The 18,105-nt window shown below is 35.5% G+C and carries 24 protein-coding genes; 16 read left to right on the forward strand and 8 right to left on the reverse strand.

Annotated elements, in window-relative coordinates; translation table 11 throughout:
• The first annotated feature begins 2 nt into the window (after window positions 1-2).
• Complete coding sequence (locus V4D30_RS03460) at window positions 3-2,528, forward strand: DUF499 domain-containing protein (RefSeq protein ID WP_353684855.1); 2,526 nt, start codon at window positions 3-5, stop codon at window positions 2,526-2,528.
• 28 nt (window positions 2,529-2,556) lie between these two features.
• Here the strand turns inward: V4D30_RS03460 and V4D30_RS03465 are convergent, their stop codons facing one another.
• The gene (locus V4D30_RS03465; protein ID WP_353684856.1) at window positions 2,557-4,107 is read right to left on the reverse strand and encodes a thiamine pyrophosphate-dependent enzyme; all 1,551 of its coding nucleotides are present in this window, start codon (window positions 4,105-4,107) and stop codon (window positions 2,557-2,559) included.
• A gap of 78 nt (window positions 4,108-4,185) precedes the next feature.
• Between V4D30_RS03465 and cimA the strand changes: the two genes are divergently transcribed.
• The 4 genes from cimA to V4D30_RS03485 are packed head-to-tail and all read left to right on the forward strand — an operon-like array spanning window position 4,186 to window position 7,004.
• Window positions 4,186-5,769: a citramalate synthase gene (cimA, locus tag V4D30_RS03470; protein WP_353684857.1), complete on the forward strand. Its 1,584-nt coding sequence runs from the start codon at window positions 4,186-4,188 to the stop codon at window positions 5,767-5,769.
• Complete coding sequence (gene hisI / locus V4D30_RS03475; RefSeq protein ID WP_353684858.1) at window positions 5,766-6,101, forward strand: phosphoribosyl-AMP cyclohydrolase; 336 nt, start codon at window positions 5,766-5,768, stop codon at window positions 6,099-6,101. The genes cimA and hisI overlap by 4 nt, the downstream gene beginning before the upstream one ends.
• Window positions 6,098-6,439, forward strand: a complete 342-nt coding sequence (locus tag V4D30_RS03480) for a histidine triad nucleotide-binding protein (protein WP_353684859.1) — start codon at window positions 6,098-6,100, stop codon at window positions 6,437-6,439. The genes hisI and V4D30_RS03480 overlap by 4 nt, the downstream gene beginning before the upstream one ends.
• Window positions 6,440-6,443: 4 nt before the next feature.
• Window positions 6,444-7,004: an NUDIX hydrolase gene (locus V4D30_RS03485; RefSeq protein WP_353684860.1), complete on the forward strand. Its 561-nt coding sequence runs from the start codon at window positions 6,444-6,446 to the stop codon at window positions 7,002-7,004.
• A 34-nt stretch (window positions 7,005-7,038) separates the two neighbouring features.
• On the opposite strand, the gene V4D30_RS03490 is transcribed toward V4D30_RS03485, so the two are convergent.
• A complete protein-coding gene (locus V4D30_RS03490; protein ID WP_353684861.1) occupies window positions 7,039-7,221 on the reverse strand; it encodes a ferredoxin in 183 nt (60 codons plus the stop codon).
• Window positions 7,222-7,311: 90 nt separating this feature from the next.
• Between V4D30_RS03490 and V4D30_RS03495 the strand changes: the two genes are divergently transcribed.
• From V4D30_RS03495 to V4D30_RS03535, 9 genes are all read left to right on the forward strand, one after another.
• Entirely contained in the window at window positions 7,312-8,568 is a 1,257-nt protein-coding gene (locus V4D30_RS03495) for a glutamate-5-semialdehyde dehydrogenase (protein WP_353684862.1), read from the forward strand.
• Window positions 8,565-9,185, forward strand: coding sequence for a nicotinate-nucleotide adenylyltransferase (nadD, locus tag V4D30_RS03500; RefSeq protein WP_353684863.1), 621 nt, complete (start codon window positions 8,565-8,567; stop codon window positions 9,183-9,185). The genes V4D30_RS03495 and nadD overlap by 4 nt, the downstream gene beginning before the upstream one ends.
• A 4-nt stretch (window positions 9,186-9,189) precedes the next feature.
• Complete coding sequence (locus tag V4D30_RS03505) at window positions 9,190-10,056, forward strand: helix-turn-helix domain-containing protein (RefSeq protein WP_353684864.1); 867 nt, start codon at window positions 9,190-9,192, stop codon at window positions 10,054-10,056.
• A gap of 94 nt (window positions 10,057-10,150) precedes the next feature.
• Window positions 10,151-10,513, forward strand: a complete 363-nt coding sequence (gene rpsF, locus V4D30_RS03510) for a 30S ribosomal protein S6 (RefSeq protein WP_353684865.1) — start codon at window positions 10,151-10,153, stop codon at window positions 10,511-10,513.
• Between the two features lies 1 nt (window position 10,514).
• Window positions 10,515-10,901, forward strand: a complete 387-nt coding sequence (ssb, locus tag V4D30_RS03515) for a single-stranded DNA-binding protein (protein ID WP_353684866.1) — start codon at window positions 10,515-10,517, stop codon at window positions 10,899-10,901.
• An 11-nt stretch (window positions 10,902-10,912) separates the two neighbouring features.
• Window positions 10,913-11,146 carry a 30S ribosomal protein S18 gene (gene rpsR, locus V4D30_RS03520; protein ID WP_353684867.1) on the forward strand — a complete coding sequence of 78 codons (234 nt, stop codon included), beginning with the start codon at window positions 10,913-10,915 and terminating at the stop codon, window positions 11,144-11,146.
• A gap of 1 nt (window position 11,147) precedes the next feature.
• Window positions 11,148-11,429 (forward strand): DUF507 family protein, encoded by a 282-nt coding sequence (locus tag V4D30_RS03525; RefSeq protein ID WP_353684868.1) that lies wholly within the window; start codon window positions 11,148-11,150, stop codon window positions 11,427-11,429.
• The gene (locus V4D30_RS03530; RefSeq protein WP_353684869.1) at window positions 11,426-11,704 is read left to right on the forward strand and encodes a DUF507 family protein; all 279 of its coding nucleotides are present in this window, start codon (window positions 11,426-11,428) and stop codon (window positions 11,702-11,704) included. The genes V4D30_RS03525 and V4D30_RS03530 overlap by 4 nt, the downstream gene beginning before the upstream one ends.
• Window positions 11,704-12,018, forward strand: coding sequence for an HNH endonuclease (locus tag V4D30_RS03535; RefSeq protein ID WP_353684870.1), 315 nt, complete (start codon window positions 11,704-11,706; stop codon window positions 12,016-12,018). The genes V4D30_RS03530 and V4D30_RS03535 overlap by 1 nt, the downstream gene beginning before the upstream one ends.
• On the opposite strand, the gene V4D30_RS03540 is transcribed toward V4D30_RS03535, so the two are convergent.
• Both V4D30_RS03540 and V4D30_RS03545 read right to left on the reverse strand, forming a co-directional pair.
• Window positions 12,015-12,893 carry a cation diffusion facilitator family transporter gene (locus V4D30_RS03540; protein WP_353684871.1) on the reverse strand — a complete coding sequence of 293 codons (879 nt, stop codon included), beginning with the start codon at window positions 12,891-12,893 and terminating at the stop codon, window positions 12,015-12,017. The two genes, V4D30_RS03535 and V4D30_RS03540, sit on opposite strands and share 4 nt — an antisense overlap.
• Before the next feature lie 4 nt (window positions 12,894-12,897).
• Window positions 12,898-13,569 carry an N-acetylmuramoyl-L-alanine amidase-like domain-containing protein gene (locus tag V4D30_RS03545; protein WP_353684872.1) on the reverse strand — a complete coding sequence of 224 codons (672 nt, stop codon included), beginning with the start codon at window positions 13,567-13,569 and terminating at the stop codon, window positions 12,898-12,900.
• 15 nt (window positions 13,570-13,584) lie between these two features.
• On the opposite strand from V4D30_RS03545, the gene V4D30_RS03550 reads away from it, so the two are divergent.
• Window positions 13,585-14,412, forward strand: coding sequence for an amidohydrolase family protein (locus tag V4D30_RS03550; protein WP_353684873.1), 828 nt, complete (start codon window positions 13,585-13,587; stop codon window positions 14,410-14,412).
• Here the strand turns inward: V4D30_RS03550 and dksA are convergent.
• On the reverse strand, window positions 14,399-14,770 hold the full coding sequence (dksA, locus tag V4D30_RS03555) for an RNA polymerase-binding protein DksA (RefSeq protein ID WP_353684874.1): 372 nt from the start codon (window positions 14,768-14,770) through the stop codon (window positions 14,399-14,401). The two genes, V4D30_RS03550 and dksA, sit on opposite strands and share 14 nt — an antisense overlap.
• Window positions 14,771-14,842: 72 nt before the next feature.
• Window positions 14,843-15,658, reverse strand: a complete 816-nt coding sequence (locus tag V4D30_RS03560) for a ZIP family metal transporter (RefSeq protein ID WP_353684875.1) — start codon at window positions 15,656-15,658, stop codon at window positions 14,843-14,845.
• A 21-nt stretch (window positions 15,659-15,679) separates the two neighbouring features.
• Here V4D30_RS03560 and V4D30_RS03565 point away from each other — a divergent pair, with 21 nt between their 5' ends.
• Complete coding sequence (locus V4D30_RS03565) at window positions 15,680-16,594, forward strand: DUF1722 domain-containing protein (RefSeq protein ID WP_353684876.1); 915 nt, start codon at window positions 15,680-15,682, stop codon at window positions 16,592-16,594.
• Window positions 16,595-16,882: 288 nt separating this feature from the next.
• Here the strand turns inward: V4D30_RS03565 and V4D30_RS03570 are convergent, their stop codons facing one another.
• Complete coding sequence (locus tag V4D30_RS03570) at window positions 16,883-17,815, reverse strand: ABC transporter ATP-binding protein (RefSeq protein ID WP_353684877.1); 933 nt, start codon at window positions 17,813-17,815, stop codon at window positions 16,883-16,885.
• On the reverse strand, window positions 17,816-18,055 hold the full coding sequence (locus V4D30_RS03575; protein ID WP_353684878.1) for a DUF3553 domain-containing protein: 240 nt from the start codon (window positions 18,053-18,055) through the stop codon (window positions 17,816-17,818).
• Window positions 18,056-18,105 lie beyond the last annotated feature (50 nt).

Here is an 18,105-nt window from a genome sequence, read left to right on the forward strand (position 1 = left end):
TTATGAAGGCTTTTACTGAAATTGCTATACCACACAGAGACATACTGGAAGGTAGACTCAGGATGGAGACCTATGCTGCTGACCTATGGGAGGTGGCAAAGGGAACTGCTCCTGAGGAATACAGAGACCGTGAAATATTCCTTGAAAGAACCTATGAGACACAAGGGTTAAAACAGATTATAACTGAAGCAGAAAAGAGACTTAGAGGAGAGAATGCAGATTCTGTAATTCAGCTACAGACACCCTTTGGTGGTGGCAAAACTCATACACTTATTTATCTTTATCACAAAGCAAAGCAATGGGGAGCAAATGTGGTGGTTTTCTGCGGGGACAAAGTTGGAGCAAAGGATAACACCATATGGGAAGAGATGGAAAAACAGTTAAGTGGAAAAATTGAGAGATTCAAAGGAAAAGTTCCACCGGGTGGTGAAGCCTTAAAGGCTTTCTTAAAGAAACATGAACCTCTTTTGATTTTAATGGACGAGGTGCATCACTATCTTGTATCAGCATTAACTGAAATGATTGGAGATAGCACACTTTCAGCCCAGAGCCTTGTTTTTATCCAGAGCTTAACAAATGTGGTAAAAACAATGGAAAAAACCGCAGTATTTATGAGTCTTCCAGCAAGCAGTCCCTATGGCGATGAATCATCAGAAAGGCTTTTAAATAATCTAAAGCAGATTGTTGGAAGGGTTGAAAGGGTCTATACTCCTGTAAGTGATGAAGAGGTGGCAGATGTTATTCGTAGAAGGCTTTTTTCAAGAATTGATGAGGATAAAGTTAAGAAGATAGTGAAGGAATTTCTTGATTATGCTGAAAGGGAAACCCTTTTACCTGAGGGAATGGAAAAGTCATTTTACAGAGATAGATTCCTCAGAAGCTATCCTTTTCAGCCAGATGTTATAGATGTTCTTTATAAGAGATGGGGCAGTTTTCCTACTTTTCAGAGAACAAGAGGTGTGCTAAGGCTTCTTGCGATGGTTGTTTACTCCCTCGTCAATTTAAAGAGACCATACATAAGACTGGCGGACTTCAATCTGTCAAACGAAGAAATTAGAAGAGAACTCATTAAACACATTGGTTCAGAATATGACAGCATAATTGCTCAGGATATAACATCACCTAATTCAGGAGCAAAGAGAGTGGACAAATTAATAGGAGACAGTTACAGACCCTATTATTTCGGCACTTCTGTTGCAACTACAATCTTTATGTATTCCTTTTCTGGAGGACCTGAGAAAGGAGCCACCACAGCAGAAGTAAAACTCTCATCAGCTGAAACTGCTGTAAGCAGTAGTATAATAGTGGAGACCATTGAAAAGCTTAAAGAACAGCTTTTTTATCTCTCCGATGAAGGACTTTTCTTCACAAATCAGCCAAATCTAAACAGGGTCCTTATTGATAAAATGGATAGCATAGGTCCGGATAAGATTGAAAGCTTTGAGGAGGAACTTCTCAAGTCAAGACTTGAAAAATGTTTTGAAACCTACATCTTTCCACGAGAATCAAAAGACATTTCAGATACTCCATCATTGAAACTTATTATTCTTAACAACAGAAACGGTCTGGAAGAAATACTCCATAACCATGGAGATAGACCCAGAATTTATAAAAATAGTCTCATATTTTTAACGCAGGACCCGACTCAGAAAACAAGATTTGAAAATGAGATAAAGAAAAGGATTGCATGGGAGATGATTGAAAATGATAAAACACTGAGACTCACTGACCAGCAGAAAAGGGAGATAAAGGAGAGAATTAAAAAAGCAGAAGCATCGGTTAAAGCTGCATTGAGAGATTTATACAGAAAAGTATATCTTCCTTCAAGGGATGGTCTTAAGGAAATTGATATGGGTATTGGCATATATGGCTCTGACAGAGGAATTGACAAGGAAGTATATGAAAGACTCAGACAGGATGGAGAGCTTGTAATGAGCATTGCACCAATGGTTTTACTGGAGAAATATCTGAAAGAGGCTCAGTTTTCTGAGACAAAGAAGATTTATGAAGCATTTGTAAAGGTTCCCGGAGAGCTGAGAATATGTGATCAGGAGGCATTTAAAACCGCAGTTAAAAAGGGAGTAAGAGAAGGCATTTTTGGACTTGGAAGGCTTGAAAACGATAAACCTGTATGTCTGTATTTTAAAGAAGACTGCGAAGTTGAGCTTAATGATGGAGAAATTCTGATTAAAAAGGAAGAGTGTGAAGAGAAGTATGAAACTTTGTCGGTGCAGAAAACAGAACCTATTGAAGGTATTGGAATCTCTGCTGCTGGGACTGTGCCAACTGATAAGCCTATGCAGCTTGATTTATTCTCTCAGATGAGATTTGAAATAAGAGTGCCAGCAGGGAATTTTTCCAATTTCGTAAGAACTTTAAATTATATTAAAAGCAAATTCAAACATGTCTCAGTGAAAATAACTCTTGAAGCAATGGAAGGTGAGATCTCAAAGGCAGAGTATGAAGACAAAATCAAAGAAGCCTTTAGACAATCAGAGATTGTTGTTGAAAAAGAGGAGCTTGATTAGGGACATTCAGTAAGGTATTTTATTAGAGTTAGCTCCTTAATTTTTTAGCCAGTAAAACACATGCTCTCTGAGCTATTATGACATTGACGCCCGGATTGTCAAGTCCTCTTTTAATTGCTTCATAGGTTGTTTTTTTATCGTAGGGATCAACAACTTCCACTGAGTCTGCACCGCAGGCTCTACATAGTTCAGCAAGATCTAATTTTTTTGTATCTTCTCCTTTTGCTGTAATTCCAATAACAGGAGTTGGTTGATGCCCTGTCATGGCAACTGAAGAGTTATCAAGAATGCAAACAAGAATATTTAATTTATTATAAACGGCATTTATTAATGCAGGAATTCCTGAATGAATAAATGTGGAGTCACCAATTACAGCAACCACTCTCTTAACGCCCTGTGAAGCAATTCCTGCTGCTTTACTTATACTTGCTCCCATACAAAGACATGTATCAATTGCCCAGAGAGGAGGATTTGCTCCAAGAGTGTAACAGCCAATATCTCCTGTAACAAAAGATGGTCTTGCCTCATTCAAAGCTTTGTAAAACTCTCTATGAGGACATCCAGGACACAGCATTGGTGGTCTTGGAATGAGACTGTTTACTGAATCAGAAGACTTTATTCTGCCAAAAATTTTTAATAAAGGCTCTGGACCAAGCTCTCCTTCAAGAGGTAGATCCCCTGAAAGCTTTCCTATGATGTTTGAACTATATTTTCTTGCGATATTTTCCACAAAGGGATAACCTTCTTCCATTACAATAACTTCATCAAGTCCTGTAACAAAATCTTTAATTAAGTTTTCATCAACTGGATAGGCTGAAATTTTAAGAGTTGGCAGGGATTCTTCCAATTCCCTTGCATAAAGATAGGTAATTCCACAGGCAATTATACCTTTTTCCCCTTTACCCGGAAAGATCTTATTGAATTCGTATTTTTCTATGAGTTTTTTTATTTTTTCCTGCTTTTTATTTAATTCTCTATGAAGTCTTACAACATTTTTTGGTATAGCAATTAAATAATCAGGATTTTTTTCAAGTTTAATTTCTTTTTCAGGTTTAATATTACCTAAACTAACAGGCGCATAGCAATGAAGTAGTCTTGTAATACTTCTTACCATTACTGGAAGGGCTAACTCTTCAGATATATCAAAGGCTAAATAGGTCATCTCCTTGGCTTCCTGAGCATCTGATGGCTCAAGGCATGGAATTTTTGCAAAGGAAGCGTAAAAACGACTATCCTGCTCATTCTGTGATGAGTATGCTCCCGGATCATCACCTACTGCCAAAACAAGACCTCCCCTTACTCCAAGATATGCGGATGTCATAAATGGATCAGATGCCACATTTAAGCCCACATGCTTCATTGAACATAATGCTCTTCTTCCGGTTAAAGAGACTCCGTAGGCAACCTCATAGGCTACTTTTTCATTAACAGACCATTCAGCTTTTACATTAGAATTTTTAGCAATGTACTCAAGAATCTGTGTTGCAGGTGTCCCCGGATATGAAGAAGCATAGGAAATTCCTGCTTCAATAGCTCCTCTGGCAATTGCATCACATCCTAACATTAAAATCCTTTCCATATACTCCCCTCTCACAATTAATAAAGTTTAATATAACATATCTTGCTTAATGCTGCAAAAATGTAATATATTACTTTTATGCAAACTGTAGAAATTTACGATACAACTTTAAGAGACGGCTCTCAAGCAGAAGACATATCTTTCTCTGTGGATGACAAATTAAGAATCACGGAAAAACTTGATGAACTTGGAATTCATTACATAGAGGGTGGATGGCCAGGCTCAAATCCAAAGGATGCAGAGTATTTTAAAAAAGTTAAAAAGCTTTCACTTAAAAACGCTCGGGTAGTTGCCTTTGGAAGTACTCATAGACCAAAAATAAAAGTAGAAAATGATACAAATGTGAAATCCCTTATTGCTTCTGAAGCAAGGATATTAACAATTTTCGGTAAAACCTGGGATTTTCATGTAACAGAGGCTCTTAAAATTAATCTTGAAGAAAACCTTGAACTTATTTTTAATACCATCAGCTATTTAAAAAGATACGCCGAGAAAGTGTTTTTTGATGCAGAACACTTTTTTGACGGATATAAGGACAATCCTGAGTATGCCATAAAGTGTTTAAAAACTGCTCAGGAGGCTCAGGCAGACTGTATTATACTCTGCGATACTAATGGTGGAACTCTTCCATCTGATCTGGAAAAAATTGTAAAAGAAGTTAAAAGATCAATAGATACTCCTATAGGAATTCACGCACATAATGATTCAGACTGCGCTGTTGCTAATAGCATCATAGCAGTTTTAAATGGAGCTACCCAGGTTCAGGGAACCATAAATGGATTTGGTGAAAGATGTGGAAATGCCAATCTCTGCTCTGTTATTCCCAATCTGCAACTAAAACTTGGATATAGATGTCTTGATGAAGATAGATTAAAAAAACTTACTGAAATTTCAAGATTTGTTTACGAGATAGCTAATCTCATTCCCTTTAAACGACAACCCTTTGTTGGAGAAAGTGCCTTTGCCCACAAAGGAGGAGTTCACGTAAGTGCTGTAAGAAAACGACCTGAAACCTATGAGCATATCAGGCCAGAGCTTGTGGGAAATCGTCAGAGAATACTTGTTTCAGACCTTGCTGGAAAAAGCAATATCCTTAAAAAAGCAGAAGAATTCGGCATTGCTCTTAATCCTGATTCTCCTGAGGTTCAGGCAATAGTGGATGCTGTAAAAACTCTGGAAAATGCAGGATTTCAATTTGAAGGAGCTGAAGCATCACTTGAACTTTTATTCCGAAAAACACTGGGATTAAAGAGAAAATTTTTTGATTTAATCGGATTCAGGGTTATAGATGAAAAAAGAAAGGGAGATGAACCCACACTCAGTGAAGCAACAATAATGGTAAAAGTAGGAAAAAGCATTGAACATACTGCTGCCACCGGAAATGGACCTGTAAATGCCCTTGATAATGCTTTAAGAAAAGCTCTTGAAAGATTTTATCCAGAACTAAAAAAAGTGAAACTTAAAGATTACAAAGTAAGAGTAGTTAATTCAGGCAGAGGTACAGCTTCAAAGGTTAGAGTCCTTGTGGAGTCAGGAGATGAGGAAACTGTCTGGAGTACTGTTGGCGTATCTGAAAATATTATTGAAGCCTCATGGCAGGCAATAGTTGACAGCATTGAATATAAGCTTTGCAGGGAAAAAATAAAGAAAGGAGAAATATGAAACTGCCTGAGCTAAAATTTGATGCATCCGGTCTCATTCCAGCAGTAATTCAGGAGGTAGATACAAAAGAAGTTTTAATGGTTGCTTATATGGATAAAGAAGCTTTAAGAAGAACTATTGAAACAGGATTTACTCACTTCTGGTCTCGTTCAAGACAGACTTACTGGAAAAAAGGTGAAACCTCTGGATGTGTTCAGGAAGTAAAAGAGATTTATTACGATTGTGATGCTGATACATTGCTTGTTATGGTTAAACAACATGGACAGGGCGCCTGCCATACAGGAAACAGAACCTGTTTTTATAGAAAAATTGATTTTAAGGACATAAAATGAATTGTGTATTTTGTAAAATTATAAAAAAGGAAATTCCATCAAAAATTGTTTATGAAGATGAGTTGGTTTTAGCCTTTGAAGACATTGCTCCACAGGCACCAATTCATATTCTTGTAATCCCTAAGAAGCATTACTCTACTCTGCTTGAAATGAATGAAGAAGAAAAGGAGCTCCTCGGACATATTTTTATGGTTATAAATAAAATTGCTAAAGAAAAAGGTGTTGATGAAAGAGGCTTTAGAGTGGTTCTTAACTGCAATTCTCAGGCAGGACAGACAGTTTATCATATTCATTTTCATCTTTTAGCAGGAAGGCAGATGCACTGGCCTCCTGGATAATATCATGAAAATACTTAAAAAAGAAATAGTCTGGCAGGGAAAATATCTTAGAGTTGTTTTGCTTTCCTATGAAGACAATCAGGGAAAGATAAGACAGTGGGAAGCTGTTGAAAGAGTAAACTGTAAAGGAATTGTCGTTGTTATACCGGTAACACAAAACAATGAAATTGTTTTTATCAGGCAGTTCAGACCTGTTCTCGGTGGCTTTGTCGTGGAGTTTCCAGCAGGATTAAATGATAGAAAAGAGTCACTAATAGAAGTTGCAAAGAGAGAATTGATTGAAGAGACAGGTTTGTTTTCAGATGAAATTGTCTTTCTTGCAGAAGGACCTGTTTCATCAGGACTCTCTACAGAGGTTTTAACAGTATTTATTGCAAAAAATGTAAAAGAAGCTCCTGAAGAACTTAAAAAAATTTATCCTCCAGATGAAAGTGAAAATATTGAAGTTTTAAAAATTTCATTTAATCAAGCATTGGAAAAACTTAATGAATTAAGAGCTCAGGGAAACTATTTAGATTTAAAAATTTTTGGTTTTTTAGAGCTTGCCAAAAAATTTATAAATTAATTGAGGGTAGAGGCTATCCTCTACCCTCAAAAAACTACTCCAGTTTGATTGCCTGAGATGGACAGAGATCAGCTGCCTGCTGACAATCACAGGTAGAACACTTATCAGGACCAATAACCCAAGCTTTGTCGTCTCTCAATTCAAAAACTTCAGGACATATCTCCACACAGCTTCCGCAACCCACACAAAGGTCATAATCAACTACTGGTGTTGGCATAATACCCTCCTCCTTTTTTAAAATTATATTTTTATAAAATATACCAAAAAAAGTTAAAATATGCAATTAAATTTTTTAGGAGGTGACAAGATGGATATTAAACAACTGGTTTTAAGCAAAGCAAAGGAAGCTAAAGAGGCTTCAAGACTTATTGGAAAAGCCTCAACAGAAAGGAAAAACAAAATTCTTACGAGGATGGCTGAATATCTTAAACATGGAAAGGATGAACTGATTAAGGCAAACAGTATTGATGTGCAAAGGGCTCAAGAAAAAGGACTGTCAAAAGCTCTAATTGACAGACTTACTTTAACAGAAAAAAGAATTGATGAAATGATAAAAGGACTTGAAGAGGTAATTGCTCTTGCAGACCCTGTGGGAGAAATAACAAAAATGTGGCTCAGACCAAATGGAATGCTTGTTGGTAGAATGAGAGTTCCCATTGGAGTAATCGGAGTGATTTATGAGGCAAGACCGAATGTTACGGTAGATGTAACAGGGTTATGCCTTAAGGCAGGGAATTCAGTTGTTTTAAGAGGAGGATCTGAAGCCATAAATTCTAATGCAGCTCTGGTAAGAATTTTAAAAAAGGCTTTAAAAGATGAAGGAATGCATGAGGGTGTTGTAAGTTTCATTGATACTCCTCAAAGAGAGGCAGTACTTGAGATGATCAAACTTGAGGGCTTGATAGACTTAATAATTCCTCGTGGCGGAGAGTCCCTCATAAGAACTGTTACTGAAAACTCAAGAATTCCTGTGCTAAAACATTACAAAGGTGTATGCCACGTTTTTGTTGACAGAGATGCTGATTTAGAAATGGCTCAGGAGATCTGTTTTAATGCAAAGGTTCAAAGACCTGCCACATGCAATGCAATGGAAACAATGCTCGTTGATGAGGCTATAGCTGAGGTATTTTTACCCAAGATGTTAAAGAGATTTGAAGAAGCAGGTGTTCAGCTTAAAGGTTGTCCAAAAACAAAGAAGATATATCCAGATGTAATGGAGGTAGCAGAAGAAGACTTTTATAAAGAATACCTTGATCTAATTCTCAATGTGAGAGTTGTAAAGGATATGGACGAAGCTATTGAGCACATAACAAAATACGGTTCAGCCCATTCTGATGCAATTGTTACGAGAGATTATAATAAGGCAATGAAGTTTTTAAGAGAGGTTGACTCATCTGCTGTTTTTGTTAATGCTTCAACAAGACTTAATGATGGATATCAATTTGGCCTTGGTGCTGAAATAGGAATTTCAACGGACAAAATTCATGCTCGTGGACCAATGGGACTTGAGGAGCTTACATGCACAAAATTCATAGTTTTCGGATCAGGACAGTTAAGGCAATGAAAATAGGGCTCTTTGGTGGAACCTTTAATCCCATTCATTATGGGCATTTAAGAGTTGCAGAAGAGGTAAGGGAGGCTTTTTTGCTGGACAAAATTTTATTTATTCCAGCAGGGATTCCACCGTTAAAAAAATACGATATTCTGCAGCCTATGCACAGATTGAAAATGACCGAGCTGGCAGTAAAGGATAATCCCTTTTTTGAGGTTTCTGATTTTGAAGCAAAACAGAAAAAACCTTCTTATACCATCAATACTCTTACGCATTTAAAAAAACTTTACCAAAATGATACTCTTTTTTTTATAATGGGTATTGACGCTTTTCTTGAATTAAAATCTTGGCACAGGTATGAAGAACTATTAAGGATGGTTGATTTTATAGTAATGTCAAGACCCGGCTTTGATAGTTTACAGAATTATGAATTGATTGAAGATGAAGAGGCAGAAAACTGTTTTAAAATAAAAAATTCAGATAAAAAAGCTTTTTTTATTTCAGTTTTTCCATTCTGGATATCATCAACTCAAATAAGAAAGATGATTCAGAATGGAAAAACTATTCGTTACCTTGTACCAGAAGAAGTGCGAGAGTATATTGAAAAAAACAAACTTTACAGGGAGTAGATTTATGGAGCTGATGCAATTTCAGAGATTATACAAAAGCCCGATAATGCGAGAGCTTTTGGAAAGCATAAAAAAACTCTCTTTTGATAGCACTGTATTTTTTATATATGGAGAAAAAGGGACTGAAAAAGACTACATATTGAAATTAATACTCGCAAACATACATGAGCCAGATATTATAAAAATTCCCGAGGATATGAGTAAAAAGAGTCTCATTAAGCATGAAAATATTGTTTATTTAATTAAGAATCCTGAAAACATTGATACATCCTTTGTTTTTAATCCTGAAAAAAGTTTTAAATGCGCAATTTTTTTATCTGACTGTGATTATGTGCAGCTATATAAAAATGGTTTAATAACGTTTGAATTATACGAAAATTTATTAAACTCCAGAAAGTTTTACATACCACCTCTAAGAGAAAGAAAGCAGGATATAATTCCCCTTGCCAACTTTTTTCTACAGGAAATTTCAGAATGTTTAAATCTTCCTAAAAAAGAATTATCAAAAGATGCTCAGGAGGCAATATTAGAGCATTCATGGACGGAAAATGCTTATCAACTCAAGCAATGTCTTGCTAAAGCCTGTATTCTGTCAAGACATCAGAGACTTACATCTAAAGATTTATTCGGGCAGTACGATGATCAACTGTCAATAAAAAATTTTCTTGAATTAAAAATTGGCAATCTTTTAAAAGACTTTGCAAATATTGAGAATTCAAACCTGTATGAAACTGTTATACAGGAAGTGGAAAAGGCACTCTTTATTCTTGCCATTAATGAAACAGGAGGTAATCAGGTAAAAGCTGCAAAGATTCTGGGAATAAATAGAAACACCCTGAATAAAAAATTGAAACATTATAATTTGATTTAAAATTCACAAATATGTTATAAAATAAGTTGAAACTTTGGTTACTCCATGCCCTTACCTTAAGGAGAAGGGCTTAAAATCTATATGGAGGTATTGTATGAATAATTTTTATGAAAAAATGGTGCTTCTTCTGCCAACACTTTCTGAAGAAGAAGTGCAGGAAGCAGTTAACAAGATTTCTTCTGTTATTACTGAGAATGGTGGAGAAATTTTAAAGATTGACAACTGGGGCAAAAGAAAACTTGCCTATAAACTTAACAAACAAAATATGGGATACTATGTGCTATTTCTTTTCAAAGCTCCATCTTCAGCAATAAAAAAAATGGAACAATTTTACAGAGTTTATGACCCTGTTTTCAAATTCATGATAATTAAACTCACAAAACAACAGATTGCTGCACTGCCACCTGACATAAAAGGCATACCAGTAGAGCCATCTGAAGTTACTCCCAAGGTGTAGGATGTTTAATAGAATAATACTTATAGGAAATCTTACCAGAGACCCTGAAATAAGATATACGCCTTCAGGAGTAGCAGTTGCTACAGTTCCAATAGCTGTTAATTCAAGATATAAGCAGGGTGAAGAGCTTAAAGAAGAAACTCTTTTTATTGATGCTATAGTTTTTGGTAAGCAAGCTGAAACCTGTAGCCAGTATTTGAACAAAGGAAGAACTGTACTGGTTGAAGGACGATTAAGGGAAAGAAGATGGGAGTATGAAGGACAGAGAAGGAGTAAATTTGAAGTTATCGCAAACAATATAAGATTTTTCCCAAAGAGAGAATCTGTGGAGCAACATGAATTAACAGAAACTCCACCGGAAGAATACACAGATTTAGAACCATTTTAAAGGAGGTTAATGTGCAACAGGCAACACAAAGAAGATTTTTCAGAAAAAAATACTGCCGATTCTGTGCAGAAAAAATTGATTTTATTGATTACAAAAATGTTAAAATGTTGAGAGGTTTTATGACTGAAAGAGGTAAGATTCTGTCAAGAAAAATGACAGGAACATGCTCAAAACATCAAAGACAATTAACAAAAGCAATTAAAAGAGCAAGATCTATTGCACTACTACCATACATAGAGATTTAGAATGAGGATACCTAAGAGCTGGGTACCATACATAGCAAACAAAATAATAGAAAATCTCCTAAAGAAAGATATGATTGAAATGACTGTTCCAAAGGAACAGCTTCTTGAGGAAGCTGAAAAGCTTATTTTAGACGAATTGATGGTGGAAGACAGACTTAATGAAGAAGTAAGAGAGCTTCTCAAGAAATATGAAGCTGAAATTGAAAGAGATAAACTTGATTACAGAAAACTTTTTGAGATGACGAAACAAAAACTGGTAAAGCAGAGAAATTTAGTTCTATGATGCTTTCAGAGGAAAAAATAACTCATACTTCACATGTTTTATTCAATGGCTTGATTAATAAAGGATTAATCAAGCTTAAGGTTGAAGAACAGGAAGTAAGAAGAGAGATTAAAAGAAGTTTTATTCAGGCTTTAAAAATCGGTGAAGCAATTGATGAGATTGTAAGAAGGAAACTTCAATCTTTTTCAAAGAAAATCATCGAGGGAAGTCCTGAATGGAATGTCCTTTACAATAAATTCTTTGAAGAAGAAGAAAAAAAGAGATTCGGCCGTTAATGGATAGATTTATACCTTCTGTTACCCCTGAAGAGATTAAAAAAGAAAAAGAGAAAGCGAGACTTCTTAAAAACAGCGCCTGGTGGCGTAAAAAAATTTCCAGAAAAAGATGTTTCTACTGTGGTAAAGAAGTCCCAGAAAAAGAGCTTACAATGGATCATGTGGTGCCTCTTATCAGAGGAGGTAAATCAGTAAAAAGCAATTTAGTTCCTGCCTGCAAAGAATGCAACAATAAAAAAAAGTATATGCTTCCCTTAGAATGGGAGCAATATTTACAAAGCCTGAATTCTTTTGACTCTGAAAATTTTCTTTAATTTCTCTTAAATGGCTCTACATGAACCACAACATCAACAACATCTGGAAACTCTTTTTTAATCAATTCTTCAACTCTTTCTGCTATGTCATGGGCTTCTGATACAGAGATTGAGGGATTTACTAAAATCTTCAAGTCAACAAAAATCTGGCCTGCTGTTCCCCTTGTCCTTACATCTCTGCAGGCTTCAACATCTCTGCAGGTTTCAACAATACTGGCAATCTTTTCACCATCAAGAACTGTTCTATCAGCGAGAATATTAGCAGATTCTTTAATTATCAGAATTGCTTCTCTTGCAACAAAAACTCCAACAACTAAACCAGCTACCGGATCAACGAAATTAAACTCTGTTAATGTGGTAATGACTACACTTACTATTACTCCAATGGTTATATAAATATCAACCTTTGTATGTGCTGAATCAGCTATTAAAAATTCGCTCTTAAGCTCCTTTCCTCTTTTTCTTTCATAGATTGAGACAAAAATATTAACCATAAGAGTGCCAAGCAGTATGATAAAAGCTTTTTCATCTGTCAGAGGCTTTTTTGCTTCAATAAGTGATTCATAGGCATTTCTCACTATTTCTATTGCTGTAATAGACATCAAAACCCCTATAAAAATTGCAAAAACTGTTTCAAACTTTCTGTGTCCATAGGGATGCTCTTTATCAGGTGGATGGCTTGCTATAGAGAGAGCAATTAATCCTCCTATGTTTGAAATCCCATCAAAAAGAGAATGAAATCCGTCTGAATAAATAGCTACAGAGTTTGTTAACCATCCGTAAACTATCTTTGCTGAAGAGACAGATAGATTCAATAAAAGCGTAATCAGAAGAACTTTTCTAATTTGTTTTTTCCTGTCATGAAGATGTAACATTTTATTATTCCTCTGGTCTGAAGATTATTATACCCTCTTTTTGCTTTGAATATCTTAAAAAGTCTTCATCAACTACATGACCTTTATGGCTTGAAGCATGCCTGAGCTTCACAATGCCTTCATCTAAAATAATTATTCCTGTATGGGTAACATCAAGGCTGTGTCTTGACGTATAAAAACCGCAGTAATCGCCTGTCTTCAGTTTAAATGCAATTTTCTCTAATATAGTTGCTGGAATGTAATTAACAATTCTTTGTTTTGGCTCTAATCCCTCAATAAAATTAAGCTTTTTGACAACTGTTACAAACTCTTCAGTAATTTCTGCAGTAACATTTTTTACTGTTTTTAACTCATTCCAGTCAGTAAAATAGTGTCTTCTCTTTTTAAAATCCACAGCTCCATCAAAATATCTAACTTTTTTCAAATTCTCAATGAACGAGTTTAAATCATTAGAAAGCCTCAATGCCTCAACGTACTCAATAAAAGTCATGCAATCAACTCCCTCAAGATCAACTACCAGTTTTTCCTGCTCAGTGAGACTACCGATTAGTGAATTTTTTTTATAGGGTATGCTGAGAAAATATCGGGAGATTTCAGAGATTCTTAGCTCAGTGGGAAGTTCTTTAACACTGTTCAGTAGGCTATTTATATAAATTTTACCTGTTTTAAAAAGCATATGTTATGATAAAACATGTCTCTGATTGATATCCACTTTCATGGAACAAACAAAGTAGATGTGAGAGATATTAGCAGTCCAGAACAGGTTCTTTTAATTGCTCAGGAATACTGTTCAATGGGAGTTGACAGATTGTTACTTACCCTTTATCCTGATGAGATTAACTCCATGAGAAAAACTCTTTTAAACATAAAAAAAGCAATGGAACATCAAAAGGAGGAAGCAAGATTACTCGGTGTCTATCTTGAAGGTCCTTTTTTAAATCCAGAGAAAGCTGGAGCATTGGAAAGTGGTTATTTTTTGAAGCCTCACATTGAAGTTTTATACAAATTAATTGATGGATTTGAAGATATCGTCAAAGTAATCACTGTGGCACCAGAGCTTCCTCATGCAATTAAAATAATAGAAAAATGCACTGAAATGGGAATTATCGTAAGCATGGGACATTCCAATGCCACATATAAAGAAGCTCAAGAAGGCTTTAAAGCAGGTGCCTGCCTTATAACACATCTTTTTAACGCAATGCGAGGATTTCATCATAGAGAACCTGGAATAGCAGGATTTGGAGTTATCAATCAGGAAGTTTATGTTGAGTTGATCGGAGATGGAAGACATTTAAGCGATGAACTTTTAAAATGGCTCTTTAATGTTAAAAATCCTGAAAAAATTATCTTGATTTCTGATATGGTGAAACAAAAGAAAGAAAGTCAGGAACTTCAGGGTGGTTCAATGAGTCTTAGGGATGTGGTAGAAAGGCTTAAAAATCTTAATATTGATGAAGATAAGCTAAAACTGGCTGGAGAAAAAAATCCTGAAAGGCTTTTAAAAATTAACTCTCTTTAAGCTTTTCAACTTCTTCCTGCTCTGTTTTGCATTCAATGCATAAATCAGTGACAGGTCTTGCCTCAAGCCTTTCAATAGGAATCTCTGCACCACAGGACTCACATATTCCGTAAGTGCCATTTTCAATTTTTTCAAGTGTTTTTTCAATCTTTTTAAGCAGTTTTCTCTCTCTGTCTCTAAGTCTCAAAAGAAAGCTTCTGTCAATCTCCTGAGATGCCATATCTCCTATTTCAGATAAGTTGCTTTCAGATGGAAGATTTGAAAGCATTACTCCAGCATCAACGAGAATCTGTCTCTTCTGTTCAAGAAGTTTCTTTTTTATCTCCTGAATTCTTTCCTGTCTTGTTTTTTTCTTCATAATTTAATTTTTTTACATTAACAAAAATCAACATAAACAGTCAAATTTTTCCCGTTCCCGATATGCTTTGAATTATTTAAAAGCTATATCAAGAATCATCATTAATGTAAATCCAATAATTAATCCTGCAGTAGCTATATCTGAATTTCCACTTCTTTGAGACTCTGGAATTAACTCTTCCACTGTAACAAAAATCATTGCACCTGCAGCAAAGCCCAGTGCATAGGGTAAAAGACTATGCATTATCTCAATCATTAAAACACCTATAAATGCAAAAACAGGCTCAACCATTCCAGAAAGCTGTCCAATAAAAAAACTCTTTTCCCTTGAAAAACCTTCACTTCTCAAGGGCATAGAGATTGCAAATCCCTCTGGAATATTCTGAATTCCTATTCCGAATGCAAGCATTAACGAGGATAAAATACTCACAGCTTGAGGATCAGCTCCATGAGCACCAAAAGAAACTCCAATTGCAAGCCCTTCTGGAATATTATGAAGTGTAACAGCAAGAACCAGAAGAGTGGTTCTTCTGAAGGAAGTTTTTATTCCCTCTGCTTCATTCATGGGCGATTGAAGATGAAGATGAGGAAGAATAAAATCAATCAATCTAAGAAATAATGCACCGATTAAAAAACCAATAGCTGGAGGTATCCATGGAGGTATATTTAGCTTCTGAGACATCTCAATAGCAGGCTCAAGCAAAGACCAGAAGCTTGCAGCAATCATAACTCCTGCAGCAAACCCGAGAGCAGCATCAAGAAGTTTTTTGTTAACATTTCTAATGAATAAAACAAGTGATGCTCCAACAGCAGTCAATCCCCATGTAAAAACTCCAGCAATCAGAGCCTGAACAGGATGAGATATGGACTTCATGTAAGTTTCAATCATTTTTAAATTATAATATAAATCATGACAAAGCCAAAAATAGTGCTCAGCAGATGTTTTCTTAAGCCCGTGAGGTATAATGGTGGAGTGGTTGTGGATGAATTTGTTGAAAAACTCAAGCCCTACATTGAATATATAGACTTTTGTCCAGAATCTGACATCGGATTAGGAGTTCCCCGGCAGAGATTAATAATTGTTGGCGAAGAATCATCAAAGAGATTAATTCAACCTGAAACTGGAAAAGACTTTACTGAAAAGATGCTTGAATATGTTGAAAAAACAGTCTCTTCAATAACGAACATTGACGGATTTATTCTTAAAGCAAAATCCCCCTCCTGCGGAGTGGGTTCAACAAAACTTTATAGAAATGGTGCAGTTGCTGGGAGAACCGATGGTTTTTTTGCTGAAGCAATAAAAAAACACTTCCCCTACTTACCCATTGAAGATGAAGGAAGGCTAAAAGATGAAGGAATCAGAACACATTTTCTTACAAGAATATTTTCCTTTTCTGAAGTTAGAAATCTTTCCATAAACCCAGAACCGAAAAAATTGGTAGAATTTCATTCTCAATATAAATATCTCCTTATGACCTACAGTCAACAATCTCTGAAACAGCTCAGTCAATTAGTGGCTGATGCAAGTATTACATTTGAGGAGAAACTCAACAGATACAGAATAAAATTTTATGAAGCTTTCTCAAAAAAACCATCAAAAAAAAGACATGTAAATACACTCATGCATCTAATGGGCTATGTTTCAAGAAAAATAACTTCCAGAGAGAGAAATCATCTACTCAGTTTAATCAATAAATACGGTGAGGGCAAAATACCTTTAAAACTCATACTGGAACTGATTAAGAGTTTGTCTTACAGATTTGACAATGAATACATACTTATTCAGAAGTATCTTGAACCATATCCTGAAGAATTAGATGTATAGATAAGTCCAAACAGGAATCCCTGGTGTCACTCTTTTTTGTCATTCCGAGCCTGCAAAGCAGGCGAGGAATCTCCTCAGTTTCTTTCAGCATTGGAAGAACTCAGAGATTCCTCGGGGCATTGAGCCCCTCGGAATGACAACCCTGATCTGTCATTTGCAAGCCGAAATAGAATTATTAAACCTCGTAAGGGATATGAAGAAATAGTATTGATTATGAAAACAGTTTTACATTCTTTTGAATGAAGATTTTAAAATCAGACTTTTAGTGAGAGCAATATTAAAATCCTGTTAATAAAGAAAACATCTAACTTTTCTGCCTTTGACTGTTTTCAGTTCAGGAATATTAGTTTCACAGATAGCCATTTTATAGTCGCATCTATTGAAAAATCTACAACCCTTTAAATTCCAAGATATTCTCTCTTCAGTGGATATTCTTGGTGTTTTTTTTCTATTTCTTCTATGAAAACCAGGAATACTGTTCATGAGAATCCGTGTATAGGGATGAAGAGGTTCTTTAAATATTTCCCCTGTATGACCCTCCTCTACTATTCTTCCAAGATGCATTACTGCTACTCGGTTACTTATGGTTCTCACAATGTTTAAATCATGAGTAATGAATAAAATCCCCATTTTCCTGTTTTCTTTTATCTTTGTCAATAACTGTAAAAGAGAGGCCTGCAGAGAAATATCAAGAGCAGAAAGTGGTTCATCGGCTATCAAAATTTCTGGATTCAGCATTAAAGCCCTTGCAATGGCAACTCTCTGTCTTTGTCCTCCACTTAGTTGATGAGGATATCTGCCAAGTATTGTCTCATCAAATCCCATTTCTTTGATAATTTCAATAATTTTTGATTTTGCCTCCTCCGCAGAAAGTTTACCGTGTATCTTTAAAGGTTCTTCCACAATACTCTGGATTTTCATTCGTGGATTCAAAGATGCATAAGGGTCCTGAAATACTATACTTACGGATTTTCTGAAAAGCATTGAATCATCCCTTTTCATCTGCCATATATTCTGTCCTTTGAAAAGGATATGTCCACTATCTGGTTTTATCAACTTAATTAAAAGTCTTGCCACCGTAGATTTTCCAGAACCACTCTCTCCAACGAGAGCAAAAATTTGCTCTCTATCAATTTCAATGTTTAGTTTTTCCACTGCTCTGATTTTTAAGGTTTTAATTTTGAAAGTTTTATTTAAGTCAATTGTTTTTAAAACTGCCAATTATGTCTCCCATATGCTGAACTCTTCAATTAATCTAATTCCAGTATAATAGCAGCACATTTCATGGTCAAGGTTGTTAATAAAGCATCTCTCAATGCCATCTTCAAAGATAATTCTCACAAGGCATAGTCCACCAGGCAGATGTGAGTTTTTCTCTTCAATGACCTCTCCTATACCCCAGCAGGCATAATTGAGATGCCTTACTTTATCGCCTATTTTTAAATAAGTTCGTGCACGCATTTTTTAATTATACCATTTGCAATGCAGGTGCAAATAGCTTTAAAATACAT

This window comes from Thermodesulfovibrio sp. 3907-1M, assembly GCF_040450955.1.
Taxonomy (GTDB): domain Bacteria; phylum Nitrospirota; class Thermodesulfovibrionia; order Thermodesulfovibrionales; family Thermodesulfovibrionaceae; genus Thermodesulfovibrio; species Thermodesulfovibrio autotrophicus.